Source organism: Duganella sp. AC917, from assembly GCF_979258245.1.
In genome coordinates, this window is the sequence record NZ_OZ409848.1 from 3,457,600 (window position 1) to 3,470,461 (window position 12,862).

The 12,862-nt window shown below is 67.0% G+C and carries 11 protein-coding genes; 6 read left to right on the forward strand and 5 right to left on the reverse strand.

Annotated elements, in window-relative coordinates; genetic code table 11:
• Positions 1–109 precede the first annotated feature (109 nt).
• From ACZ0BA_RS14975 to galE, 3 genes are read left to right on the forward strand one after another with little or no spacing between them, the layout of a single operon-like run.
• Positions 110–658: a serine O-acetyltransferase gene (locus tag ACZ0BA_RS14975; protein ID WP_463452018.1), complete on the forward strand. Its 549-nt coding sequence runs from the start codon at positions 110–112 to the stop codon at positions 656–658.
• Complete coding sequence (locus tag ACZ0BA_RS14980; protein ID WP_463452019.1) at positions 655–1,842, forward strand: glycosyltransferase family 2 protein; 1,188 nt, start codon at positions 655–657, stop codon at positions 1,840–1,842. The genes ACZ0BA_RS14975 and ACZ0BA_RS14980 overlap by 4 nt, the downstream gene beginning before the upstream one ends.
• A gap of 34 nt (positions 1,843–1,876) precedes the next feature.
• Entirely contained in the window at positions 1,877–2,881 is a 1,005-nt protein-coding gene (gene galE, locus ACZ0BA_RS14985) for a UDP-glucose 4-epimerase GalE (RefSeq protein ID WP_463452020.1), read from the forward strand.
• A gap of 60 nt (positions 2,882–2,941) precedes the next feature.
• Here the strand turns inward: galE and ACZ0BA_RS14990 are convergent, their stop codons facing one another.
• The 5 genes from ACZ0BA_RS14990 to ACZ0BA_RS15010 form a co-directional block, all read right to left on the reverse strand.
• Positions 2,942–3,850 (reverse strand): beta-1,6-N-acetylglucosaminyltransferase, encoded by a 909-nt coding sequence (locus tag ACZ0BA_RS14990; RefSeq protein WP_463452021.1) that lies wholly within the window; start codon positions 3,848–3,850, stop codon positions 2,942–2,944.
• Between the two features lie 68 nt (positions 3,851–3,918).
• Complete coding sequence (locus ACZ0BA_RS14995; protein ID WP_463452022.1) at positions 3,919–5,127, reverse strand: glycosyltransferase family 4 protein; 1,209 nt, start codon at positions 5,125–5,127, stop codon at positions 3,919–3,921.
• Positions 5,128–5,160: 33 nt separating this feature from the next.
• Positions 5,161–6,261: an acyltransferase family protein gene (locus ACZ0BA_RS15000; RefSeq protein WP_463452023.1), complete on the reverse strand. Its 1,101-nt coding sequence runs from the start codon at positions 6,259–6,261 to the stop codon at positions 5,161–5,163.
• A gap of 9 nt (positions 6,262–6,270) precedes the next feature.
• Positions 6,271–7,701 (reverse strand): O-antigen ligase family protein, encoded by a 1,431-nt coding sequence (locus ACZ0BA_RS15005; RefSeq protein ID WP_463452024.1) that lies wholly within the window; start codon positions 7,699–7,701, stop codon positions 6,271–6,273.
• Positions 7,702–7,774: 73 nt separating this feature from the next.
• Positions 7,775–8,848, reverse strand: coding sequence for a glycosyltransferase family 2 protein (locus ACZ0BA_RS15010; protein ID WP_463452025.1), 1,074 nt, complete (start codon positions 8,846–8,848; stop codon positions 7,775–7,777).
• A 308-nt stretch (positions 8,849–9,156) separates the two neighbouring features.
• On the opposite strand from ACZ0BA_RS15010, the gene ACZ0BA_RS15015 reads away from it, so the two are divergent.
• The 3 genes from ACZ0BA_RS15015 to ACZ0BA_RS15025 are packed head-to-tail and all read left to right on the forward strand — an operon-like array spanning position 9,157 to position 12,842.
• Entirely contained in the window at positions 9,157–10,530 is a 1,374-nt protein-coding gene (locus ACZ0BA_RS15015) for a UDP-glucose dehydrogenase family protein (RefSeq protein WP_463452026.1), read from the forward strand.
• A 9-nt stretch (positions 10,531–10,539) separates the two neighbouring features.
• Positions 10,540–11,412, forward strand: coding sequence for a hypothetical protein (locus ACZ0BA_RS15020; RefSeq protein WP_463452027.1), 873 nt, complete (start codon positions 10,540–10,542; stop codon positions 11,410–11,412).
• On the forward strand, positions 11,412–12,842 hold the full coding sequence (locus tag ACZ0BA_RS15025) for an MOP flippase family protein (protein ID WP_463452028.1): 1,431 nt from the start codon (positions 11,412–11,414) through the stop codon (positions 12,840–12,842). Before ACZ0BA_RS15020 ends, ACZ0BA_RS15025 begins: the two co-directional genes overlap by 1 nt.
• Positions 12,843–12,862: the final 20 nt, after the last annotated feature.

The window sequence follows — 12,862 nt, forward strand, 5'->3', positions numbered from 1 at the left end:
TTGCGCCGCACCAAAAAAACAACGGCTGGCCAACAAGTGGATTAAAATACATGTTTTGATGCCGTCGCCCACCTCCGGCGGCCTTGCCCCGACACGAAAGCCACACACCATGAGCCACGACCCGGACTGGGCGGCGGACCTGCAACGCTACGCGCTGCGCCGCCCTTTTTTGAAAGAACAATCGATCTGGGCCGTTTGGCTGTACCGCTATGGCCGCCGCCTCGACCGGCGCCCCGCCGGCCTGGCGCGCAAAGTGTCTCTGGCGCTGTACTGGCTGCTGTTCCGTTTGATCGAAACGGCCACCGGCGTGAGCCTGCCGAAAAGCGCGCGCATCGGCCCCGGATTGCGCATCTGGCACTTCGGTAACATTTTCCTGCACGCCGACACCGTCATCGGCGCCAACTGCACCTTGCGCCAGGGCGTCACGATCGGCAACCGCCATCCCGACGGACCGGTCCCGGTCATCGGCGACAACGTCGAGCTCGGCGCCTACGCGCAGGTGCTCGGCGGCGTGCGCATCGGCGACAACGCCCGCATCGGCGCCATGTCGGTGGTGCTGTGCGACGTGCCCGACGGCGCCACCGCCGTCGGCGCCCCGGCGCGCGTGATCCCCGGCGTCGCAGCCGGCGCCGCCCTCGACTCCCGGAGCGCGGCATGAGCGCCGTGCTGGCGGGACTGCTCTATATAGTACTGGCGCTGCTGGCGGTGCCGGTGCTGGTGCTGCTGACGCAGGCGCTGCTGGCGATTGCCGCGCCCGGTCCCGGCGCGCCGCTGGCAGGGCGCCGCCCGCGCATTGCCATCCTGGTGCCGGCGCATAACGAACAAGACGGCGTCGGCGCCACCATCGCCACCTTGCTGCCACAGTTGCAACAAGGCGACCGCGTGCTGGTGGTGGCCGACAACTGCGCCGACGGCACCGCCGCCGCCGCCCGCGCCGCCGGCGCCGAGGTGCGCGAGCGCTTCGACGCCAACCTGCGCGGCAAGGGCTACGCGCTCGACTTCGGCGTGCGCTGCCTGGCCGAAGACCCGCCCGAGGTGATGCTGATCGTCGACGCCGACTGCCTGGTCGAACCGGGCGCGATCGACCGCCTGGCGCGCACCGCCGTCGCCAGCGGCCGGCCGGTGCAGGCGCTGTACCTGATGCACGCGCCGGCCGGCAGCGGCCCGATGAAAAAGATCGCCGAATTCGCCTGGGCCGTCAAAAACCTGGTGCGCCCGCTTGGCTTCCTGCGCCTGGGCATCCCCTGCCCGCTGATGGGCAGCGGCATGGCCTTCCCGTGGAGCATCATCAGCACGGCCTCGCTGGCCAACGGCCACATCGTCGAGGACATGAAGCTGGGCATGGACCTGGCGCGTGCCGGCACGCCCCCGCTGTTCTGTCCGCAGGCCTTGGTGTCGAGCACCTTCCCCACCAGCGACGCCGGCACCGAGACCCAGCGCAAGCGCTGGGAGCACGGCCACCTGAGCATGATCCTGTCGGCGGCGCCGCGCTTCCTGCTCGAAGGCGTGCTCAAGGGCCGCCCCGGCATGGTCGGCATGGCGCTCGACCTGGCGGTGCCGCCGCTGGCGCTGCTGGTGCTGATGGTACTGGCGCTGGGCACGGTCACGGCCGTGTTCGCACTGTTCGGCGGCGGCGCCGGCCCGCTGCTGGCGGCCGCCGCGCTGCTGGCGGCGCTGGGCATGGCGGTGCTGCTGGCCTGGTGGCGCTATGGCCGCAACATCCTCAGCGCGGCCAACCTGGCCATGGCGGTACTGTATGTGTTCTGGAAGGTGCCGGTGTATATCGGCTTCCTGGTCAACCGCCAGGTCGAGTGGGTGCGCTCCAAGCGCGACACCGAATAACGCGGCCCAAGTCAACCTTAGAAAAGGAATTGCGATGAAAGTTCTGGTCACCGGCGGCGCCGGCTACATAGGCTCCCATACGTGCGTCGAATTGCTCAACGCCGGCCACGACGTGGTCATCGTCGACGACCTGTCCAACAGCGAGGCCGGCGTGGTCGACCGCATTGCCGCGCTGGGCGGACGCACGCCCGGCTTCGTCGAGGCCGACATCCGCGACCGCGCGGCCATGGCGGCCGTGTTCGGCAACCACGCGTTCGACGCGGTGATCCACTTCGCCGGGCTCAAGGCGGTCGGCGAATCGGTGGCGCAGCCGCTGCGCTACTACGATGTCAATGTGTACGGCAGCATCGTGCTGCTGCAAACGATGGCCGAGTTCGGCGTCAAACGGCTGCTGTTCAGTTCCTCTGCCACCGTCTACGGCGATCCGGACACGGTGCCGATCACCGAGGACTCGCCGCTGCGCACCACCAATCCGTACGGCGGATCGAAGCTGATGATCGAGAACATCCTGCGCGACCACGCCCGCGCGGCGCCCGACTGGGGCATCGCGCTGCTGCGCTATTTCAATCCGGTGGGCGCCCACGAGAGCGGCCAGATCGGTGAAAACCCGCGCGGCATCCCGAACAACCTGCTGCCCTTTATCGCCCAGGTGGCCGAGGGCCGGCGCGAGCGGCTGGCCGTGTTCGGCGACGATTATCCCACCCCGGACGGCACCGGCATGCGCGACTACATCCACGTGGTCGACCTGGCCATGGGCCATCTGCGCGCGCTCGAGAAACTGGCCACCGGACCGGGCGTGCTGACGTACAACCTCGGCACCGGCGCCGCCAGCAGCGTGCTCGACATGGTGCGCGCGTTCGAGAAGGCGTGCGGCAAGCCCATCCCCTACACGATCAACGCCCGCCGTCCGGGCGACATCGCCGTGTGCTACGCGGCCACCGAACTGGCCGAGCGCGAACTGGGCTGGAAGGCCACGCGCGGGGTCGACCAGATGTGCGCCGATGCCTGGCGCTGGCAGAGCAGCTTCCTCGCTTCCTGATCCACCGGCCGGCGGCGCACGCCGCCGGCCCGGCCTGGGCCGACTTGGCCCGGATTGGCCTCAGCCCGCCGCCTGGTCCTGTGCGATCTGGCGTGACAACTGCCCCACCACCTCGGCCTGCTGGTCGGAGAACTTGCGCGCGAACATGATGTCTGTCTCGCCGAACGAGGTCGTCACGCGCGTGCGCGCCGCCTCGCGCAATATCGGCAGATGCTTTTCCGACATGTATTCCGGGCTGGCCGCGCCGGGCGCCCAGACCGTATAGGTCAGATTGGGCGCCACGCGGGCGGCCGCGTCGGTATTGCAGACGATGGTCTGGAAAAACGATTCGTCAGGGCATCCGGTGTGCTTGAAGAATTCCACCACCGCCGGGTTTTGCTCGACGAAACGCAGAATGTGCTCGCAAGTGGCGCGGGTCAACGCCCACCAGCTCGATCCGCCATACGGTTGCAAGGCGCCCAGGTGCTGGCGGTAGTCGCGTTCGCGCGGCAGCAGTCCGACGCGCATCATCACTTTTTGCAGGCCGCGCACCACGCGCGGCGCGCTCGGCCGTGGATGGTAGCGCGTCAGGCGCGAGATCGGCTTGCCCAGGGCGTCGGCCGGCATCGCCACCGTATTGATGAACTCCGTTTGCGGACGCTCGGCGAAAAAGCGCCCGATCTCGGCCGCCGAGCGGATCGGGAAATCGGCGCCGCTGATGAACACCAGCCGCGTCGCCCCGACCGGGCTGGCCAGCGCCGCCCCGATCAGCACCAGGGTCGCCTCGACCTGGCTGAAGTCGCCCCAGTACACCGCCACGCGCGGGTCCACCAGCGCGACGTTGGACGCGGCCAGATGGGCGAACGGGGCGATATCGACCTTTTTGTCTATATGCAAAAAGAACGATACGTCGGGGCCGTCCAGCGCCGCCAGCAAGCGCTCCAGTTGGCGCACATTGTTATGCGCCTGAATCAAGTACGCTATTTTCATCACCAACACTCCATGGTTAGCCGACGGCGAGGTTCGCCGTGGCGGTCGCTATCGCGGCGCGGCGCGGCTCAAGCTTGCGGCAGCGCCTTGATCAGCGCGCCCAGCTTGGCCGCTTCGGTATCGATCGAATGGCGCGCCAGCGCCCGCGTATGAGCCCGCTCGCCCATCGCGGCAAGTTCGTCAAGCGGCGTGGCCAACGCCCGTTCCAGCGCGGCCACCAGGTGGTCGACGTCGCCGGCCGGTATCAGCCAGCCGTCGATGCCGTCGCGCACCAGTTCCGGAATGCCGGCCACGTAGGTCGTCAGCACCGGACGGCGCAAGGCCATCGCTTCCATCACCACCACCGGCAGCCCTTCGGCAAAGCTCGGCAAGGCCAGCGCGCGCGCGGCCAGCATCTCGGCGCGCACCTGGTCGCTGCTGATCCAGCCGGTGATGCGCACCGCCGCCTGCAACTGGTGGCGCGCGATCAGCGCTTCGATCTCGCCGCGCATCTCGCCGTCGCCGGCCAGCACCAGTTCCACCGGGATGCCGCGCGCGACCAGCTGCGCCACCGCGCGCACCAGCAGCAACTGCCCCTTTTGCTCGCACAGGCGGCCGACGCACACCAGGCGCGGCGCGGCCGGCGGCGGCACCGCAGGACCGGCGTGGAACACCGGCTCCAGGCCGCAATGGACGATCTCGACCTTGGGCCAGTCGGTGAACGGGATCCAGCGGAACAGCTGGCTGCGGCCGAAGCTGCTGATGGCCACCACAAAGGCCGAACGGGCGATTTTTTCCTTGATGTGCAGGAACTCCGGTTTGTCGAACTCCTCGGGGCCGTGCACGGTGAAACTATAGGCCGGGCCGCCGAGCGCACGCGCCAGCATGGCCACCTCGGCCGGATTGGTGCCGAAGTGCGCGTGCAGGTGGCGCGCGCCGGACGCGCGCAGCCAGCCAAGCATGCGGCAGGCCTCGGCCAGATAGATCAGGTGCAGCGGCCAAGGCCGGTCGGCGCGGCGCGCCATGCGCAGCGCCAGTCCCAGCGCGCCTGCAAAGCGGCCCGGGCTTTTGATCAGCGCGCCGAGCGTCGACAGCGCCAGCGCCAGCGCGCCGTCGCGCAGCAGGTAGCGGGTTTTCTCGCGCTCGCGCAAATCCTCGGCGTCGACCAGCTGGTCGGCCCAGCCGCGCAGCGCGATACGCTGCACCTCGAAACCCTGGCGCTCGAGCGCGAGGATCTCGCGGCGAATGAAACTGTGGCTGACCTTGGGGTACTGATTGATGAGATACGCTATTTTCATGAAGATGGGCTTGGGTGCGCGCCGCGAGGCGCGTTAGGGCTGGGGAAGAGTGACGTCGTCGTTCTTGGTGGCAGGCTGGACCCGCTTGCCGGCCAGCCTGTCGGCCCAGCGCCGGCCGGCGGCCATGAACAGCGTTTCGTAATAGCGGGTCGACAGCCAGGCCAGCACGAACAGGACCAGGAACAGCAGCGGGCGCTTGGCATACTTGATCATCAGGTCGCCTTCGCCGTCGCCCAGCCAGCTATGCATCAGCAACGGATGGATCACGTACAGCGCGTACGAAATGCCGGCAACGAAAAACAGGAAGCGCCCGTGCAGGGCCCGGCCCAGCGTGGCGTCGGGGCGCACCAGCGTGGCGCCGACCAGCAGCGCGGCCAGATACGGACGTGCGTAGTTGAGCCACTGGCCCTGCGGCATGCACGACCAGGTCAGCACCACCAGCAGCGGCAGTTGCGGCACGCGCGCCAGCCATTGGCGGGCGTTGGCGCCGAGCTTGCCGTGGTAGGCCAGCGCCAGCGTGCAGCCGGCCAGGATCTCGTCGATGCGGTAGTAGCTCACCGACGAGGCCATGACGATTTCCCACACGCGCAGCGACGTGAAACCGAGCCCGAGCAGCGGCAGCAGCAACAGGCCGCGCGCGCGCAGCACCCACACCAGCAGCGCCACGCCGACATAGAACTGCATCTCCATGCACAGGCTCCACAGGTGCTCGGTCATCGGCAACAGCAGATTGAGCCGGCCGTCGCCGGGCGGCATGTTGGCGTAAAACAGGAAGTGGCCCAGCCAGACGGCCGCCGGCGCGCTGGACGCCACCAGCGCGATGATCATGTACAGCCAGGCGAGCGGCAGCACCCGGCAAAAGCGCTTGATCAGGAAGCCGACCACGCGCTGGTCCTTGATCAGGAAGGACGTGATCAAGAACCCCGACAGGTTGAAAAACACCACCATGCCAAGGATGCCGACGCTGTAGTTGAACATGTAGTGGTGCGGGCCCAGCGGCAGCATGTGCGCGGCCAGCACCAGCAGGATGCTGATGCCGCGCCAGCCATCGAGCACCGCCAGGTGCGCCGGATGCGCTGGCGGCACCGGCGCCGGCGTCGGCGCGCTCACGGCGGACGACAGACGAGACGGCATCACCATGGCTCAGCGCGCCCGGACGCCCGGCGCGGGGGCGGCGGCGGCGGAGTGGAGGCACATGGAGCAACCGGCGCCGATCGCGAACCACAAATACCAGTTATAAGAAAGATAATAGAACATATTATCGCTGAAACTACACACGAGCAGATTGATCAGCAAGACCATCAGCGTATAGCCGGCCAGCTTGTCGATCTTGAGCAGCGGCATCAGCTGACGCAGCAGCGAGTACGCCAGCCAGAAGAACGCGACCAGGCCGAATATGCCCAGTTCGAACAGCAACTGCACATACACGCTGTGGGCGCCGTAGTTGATCTTGCCGGCGAGCGGGAAGAAGATCACCGAATACTTGATGAACGACTGCAAGCCGTTGCCGGTCAGGAAGCTCAGCGGCTGCATGTAGTCGAGGCCGGTTTGCCACAGGTAGACGCGCCACGCGAACGAATTGAGGTTGGCGTACATGGTCACCTGGTTGCCTTGGCCGAGCTCGAGCACGCGGTCGCCGACGCCGGGGATCAGCAGGCCGGCCGCCGCCAGCACGGCCATGTAGAGCAGGTAGCGGCGCTCGAAGATCAGCGCGTACAGGCCGAAGGCCAGGCCGACGGCGCTCCAGGCGCTGCGGGTCTTGGTCAGCATCAACAAACTCAGCAGTACGATCAGATACAGGGCCAGGAACACGCGCGCGCTCGTCGACGCCTGCGCCGGCATCGTCTTGAGCAGGTAGAAGCCCAGCGCGATCACCACGGTCAGGTAAAACGCCAGCACGTTGGGGTGGCCGAAGGTGCTGCGCAGCCGGAATTCGCCGCCGATATGCCCGCCGGCCATGGCCATCGAGACGAAGGCGTACAGCACCGGGATGGCCGACGACCACATCACCAGCTTGAGGCAGGCGCGGAAATCCTCGCGGCTGCGCACGCAGTAATAACCGCCGACGAACATGGCGAAGTACGACACCTGGGTCAGGAACAGGCGCGCCGCCTCGCCCCGCTCGGGCGACAGGATCATGCCCAGCAGCGTGAGCAGCAGGAACGGCCACCAGGCGGTGTAGCCGCGTCGCGGCATGTTGCCCGGTTGCTCGAACACCAGCATGATCGCCAGCAAAATCACCATGCCGTTGATCACGCCGCCGATACCGAGCGGATAGCTGCCGATCGAGAAACGGGTCAGTTCGAGCACGTTGTCGCCGCTGGCGCGCAGCACGATAATCATCAGCAAGGTCAGCTTGCGGTCGTAGATGATCAACAGCCCGATCACCAGCGCGGCCGGCAAGGCCAGCAGTTTGCCCAGGCTGCCGTTCATCAGGTCCACCAGGATCGGCGTGGCCGCCCCCAGCACTGCGGCAATGAGCACCATCAGCGCCCCGAGCAGATAGATGGGGCGGAACGGATTCCTCAGGAAATCGGGCGCCTTGAACGACCTGAGCGAAGCCAAGTTGGGCATAGTTGCCATAGTGTACCTATTAGTTGTCAGAACGCAGGGGGCGCCTCGCGGCGCGTCCCATCAAAAAGAGTGCTCAGGCCGGCTCGGCCGCGACACGCAACCGGCGCTTGCCGGGCAACAGCCGGATCAGCCAGGAGCGTATCGCGTTCCACTCGCCCGTCTCGGGACGGTGGGCGCCGCGGAAGGCGCGGTAGCGCCACAGCAGGCCGGCGCCGCTGCGCGTGGCCAGCGCGCGCCGGTAGCGCAGCTCGCGCTCCAGCGCCGGCGAGTCGCCCAGGCCGCGTCGCAGCACGTCGGCCAGGCGCGCGAAGTCGGCGTCGAAGTTGCGTTTGCCGTCGACGTCGAGCAACAGGCCGCCGTGGTTGCAAAACGGCGCCGGATCGACATACGGCAAACCGTGCTGCGCGCAAAAAGAGCGCATCAAAAAGCGCGAGATCGCCAGCGACAGCGTGGTCTGTTCCATGAACTTGGTGGCGCTGACGTTGTTGCCGTGCCAGCGGTAGCGGATCAACTGCTGAGGCACATTGTCGCAACGGCCCAGCACGGCCAACTGGCCGAACAGGAAGTAATCCTCGGCCAGGTTGGGCACTTGCAGACTTTGCGCGGGCGCCAGCACGCCGAGGAAATCGACGCCGTAGCGGGCGCCCAACTCGAGCATTGCGCTGCGCCGCAACATAGCGGTCGGATGGGCCACCGGATTGCGGAACAGGCCGGCGGCGGTGACGCGCGCGCGGCCCACCGGCACCGACATCTCGCCGAGCGGCGCGCCGGCCGCGTCGATCACCTGGGCCTGGCCGCCGATGGCCACGCACGCCGGCTGGGCGGCAAACGCGGCCAGGGTCAGCGCCATGCGATCGGGCATGCACACATCGTCGGCGTCGTGGCGCATGACGAACTCGGCGTCGGCCAGATCGAGGCCGGCGTTGAGCAGGCCGGACAGGCCGGGCGCGTGCGGCAGCCGGTGCAGCTCGATGCGCGCGTCGCGCTGCTGGTACTCGAGCACCATTTCGGCGCTGCCATCGGTCGAGCCGTGGTCGAGCACGAGCGCGCGCCAGTCGGTAAACGTTTGCGCCCGCAGGCTGTCGAGCGACTCCGCCAGGAAGTCCACTCCGTTCTTAACAGGCAACAAAACATCGATCTTTGCCAACTTAAAACTCCTGCTCACGCGAAAAAAATACCCTGCCGCAGCGGGCCCGGAAGGGCGCCGCCCATCGCAGCACCCACTATTGTAGCATGCAAAAATAGCAATTGGCACCAACGGGACCGCAGCCGGGCGCTCAGCCGCGCGCCGACTGGCGCGCGCGGTTGAATTCAAAATAATCCAATGGAAACGTCGATAACGTGTAAAATTCCCAACAAATGCTGCAGCGTAGCATAGCATGAGATGGTGATGTGACGATACTGCGCCGTGCGGTTCCCGCGCGGTGCGCTAACAGTAAACAATAAGGAACGCGAATGAAAATTACGGTGATTGGATCGGGCTATGTTGGCCTCGTTACGGGCGCTTGCCTGGCCGAATTGGGCAACTCGGTGTTTTGCCTCGACGTCGATGCGCGCAAGATCGACATCCTGAACAATGGCGGCGTGCCGATCTACGAGCCGGGCCTGAAGGAGATCATCGAGCGCAACCGCGCCGCCGGCCGCCTGACCTTCTCCACCGACGTCGCCGCCAGCGTGGCGCACGGCGATGTCCAATTCATCGCGGTCGGCACCCCGCCCGACGAGGACGGCTCGGCCGACCTGCAATACGTGGTTGCTGCAGCGCGCAATATCGGCCGCCACATGACCGCGTTCAAGGTCGTGGTCGACAAATCGACGGTTCCGGTCGGCACCGGCGAGAAAGTGCGCGCCGCCATCGCCGAAGAACTGGCCGCGCGCGGCGCCGACGTCGGCGTGACCGTCGTATCGAACCCCGAGTTCCTCAAGGAAGGCGCGGCCGTGGACGATTTCATGCGTCCTGACCGCATCGTCATCGGCGCCGACACCGACGCCGCCGGCCAGCAGGCGCGCGACAAGATGCGCGAACTGTACGCCCCGCTCAACCGCAACCACGAACGCATCCTGTACATGGACGTGCGCTCGGCCGAGTTCACCAAGTACGCCGCCAACGCCATGCTGGCGACGCGCATCTCGTTCATGAACGAACTGGCCAACCTGGCCGACAAGCTGGGCGTGGACATTGAACACGTGCGCAAGGGCATCGGTTCGGACCCGCGCATCGGCTTCAGCTTCCTGTACGCCGGCACCGGCTACGGCGGCTCGTGCTTCCCGAAAGACGTGCAGGCGCTGGTGCGCAGCGCCGGCGAGTTCGGCCAGCACCTGGAAATCCTGCACGCGGTCGAGTCGGTCAACAACCAGCAAAAGCAAATCTTGCTGGGCAAGATCGTCGGCCGCCTGGGCGAAGACCTGAGCGGCAAGACCTTTGCCATGTGGGGCCTGGCGTTCAAGCCCAACACCGACGACATGCGCGCCGCACCGAGCCGCGTGATGGTCAAGGAGCTGCTCAAGCGCGGCGCCAAAGTGGTCGCCTTCGACCCGGTCTCGATGGAGGAAGCGCGCCACGCGTTCGAACTCGACCTGGCGGACCTGCCGGCCGAGCAGCGCGGCCTGAGCTACAGCGACGCGCCGATGAGCGCGGTCGAAGGCGCCGATGCGCTGATCATCATGACCGAATGGAAGGCGTTCAAGAGCCCGGACTTCGGCGCCCTCAAGGCCGCGCTGACGCAGCCGCTGATCTTTGACGGCCGCAACCTGTACGAACCGTCCACGATGCACAAGGAAGGCGTCGAATACCACGCGATCGGCCGCGCCGGCAAGCACGCCGTCTAGGACGTTCCGATGACTAGCTGGTTGAAGAACAAGGCGCGCGGGCTGGCCCGGCGCGCCGCGAACCTGCGCCGCCTTGTCGTGCTCGAGCGCGACTGGCTGGCGTACGGGCGCCATTACGGCGCACGTCGCGGCGCCAACGGCGGCGCCGACGTGGTCGTCTCACTGACGTCCTACCCGCCCCGCTTCGCCACCCTGCACCTGACGCTCAAGTCGCTGCTGTCGCAGTCCCAGGCGCCGGCCCGTGTCGTGTTGTGGATCGCCCATGGCGACATGGACAAGTTGCCGCCGGCCGTCACGGCGCTGCGCGCGGCCGGGCTGGAGATCGAAGCGTGCGACGACACCCGCTCCTACAAGAAGATGATTCCCCTGCTACAACAAGGCGAGCAGCGCGCCATCGTCACCGCCGACGACGACGTGTACTACTGGCGCGACTGGCTGCGCCAGCTCACCGAGGCCCGCGTGCCGGGCAAGCTGGAGGTGATCTGCCACCGCATGCACCGCATGCGCCTGGACGCCGACGGCCTGCCGGTGGCCTACAACGACTGGGAATTCGAGACCGCCAACACCGAGTCGAGCCGGCTTAACTTCCCCACCGGCATCGGCGGTACCTTGTATCCGGCCGGCGTGTTCGGTCCCGAGGTGCTGGACGTCAACGCTTTCACGCGGCTGTGCCCGCGCGGCGACGACATCTGGTTCTGGTGGATGGCGCGCGCGCGCGGCGCCAGCTTCCGCCGCGCCGGCAGCAGCGACGAGATCTATTGCTGGGACGGCTCGCAGGAGGTGGCGCTATGGCTCGACAACCTCGGCGCGCGCTACAACGACGATCAGATCCGGGCCATGATCGCGGCCTATGGTTTCACAAATGAAAGAAGCACCGCCTGATGTCCGCCATGTCGAACGCGCGCTGGCTCACGCTGGCGCAAGCGGCACGTATCGTGCTGCAACTGGTGTCGCTGGTTATCCTGGCGCGCCTGCTCCCCCCTTCCGAATACGGCCTGCTGGCGATGGCCACGGTGGCCATGAACTTCGCCTATCTGCTGCGCGACATGGGCACCGCCGCCGCCATCGTGCAAAAGGAAAACCTGAGCGACCACACCACCAACACGGTGTTCTGGCTCAACGTCGGCATGGGCTTGCTGCTGGCGGCCGTGCTGTGCGCGGCCTCGCCGCTGGCGGCCAGCTACTTCCGCACCGAGCGCCTGGCGCCGGTGCTGTGCCTGCTGGCGGTGGCCTTCCCCGTCACCAGCGCCAGCGCAGTGCACCAGGCGCTGCTGGAGCGGCGCTCCGGCTTTCGCACGCTGGCGCGGGTGGAACTGGTGTCAGCGCTGTCGGGCCTGGTCGCGGCGGTGGTGCTGGCGTACGCCGGCTTCGGCGTCTACGCGCTGGTGTGGCAAACGCTGACGGCCGCGGCGGTATCGACGGTCCAGCTATGGCTGGCCAACGGCTGGCGGCCCAAGTGGGTCTGGAGCATGGACGAGTTCAAATCGCTGTGGGGCTTCAGCGGCAACCTGACCGGCTTTAGCTTCATCAATTTCTTTGCCCGCAACGCCGACAGCCTGGTCATCGGCCGCGTGCTCGGCCAGGTGCAACTGGGCATCTACGCCCAGGCCTACAAGCTGATGATGTTCCCGCTGCAAAGCATGAGCGCGGTGGCCGGACGGGCGCTGTTCCCGGTCATGAGCCGTCAGCAAAACGACCGCCCGCAGATGGCGCTGCTCTACCTGCGCGCGCTGCGCCTGATCGCCACCATGACCGCGCCGATGATGGCCGGGCTGTGGGTGTTGCGCGAGCCGTTCGTCACCGTCGCGCTCGGTCCGAAATGGGCCACCGTGCCCATCGTGCTGGCCTGGCTGGCGCCGGTCGGCTTTATCCAGTCGCTCATCACCACCACCGGCACCGTGTTCATGTCGACCGGACGCACCGACCTGATGATGCGGCTCGGCCTGCTTGGCGCGATTTTGCAGGTCGGCAGCTTCTTTATCGGCGTGCAATGGGGTATCGAAGGGGTGGCGATCTGCTACCTGATCGCCAATGTGCTCAACGGCTTGCCGCATTTCTACTACGCCACGCGCCAGCTGCACAGCGACCTCGGGGCGCTGACCCGCGCCATCTGGCAGGCGCCGCTGTTCGCGCTGCTGATGGTGGCCGCGATCTACCCGGCCCAGCAATGGTTGCTGAGCCAACAGGCCCAGCCGCAGGTGCAACTGATCGTCGTGGCCCTGCTCGGCGCGGCCGTGTACGGCACGCTGACCTTCGTGTTTTCCAAGGCGCTGGTGCAGGACCTGAAAAAAATGGCGGGTCTGGGCGGCTAGCGCGGCACCGTCGCGCCACT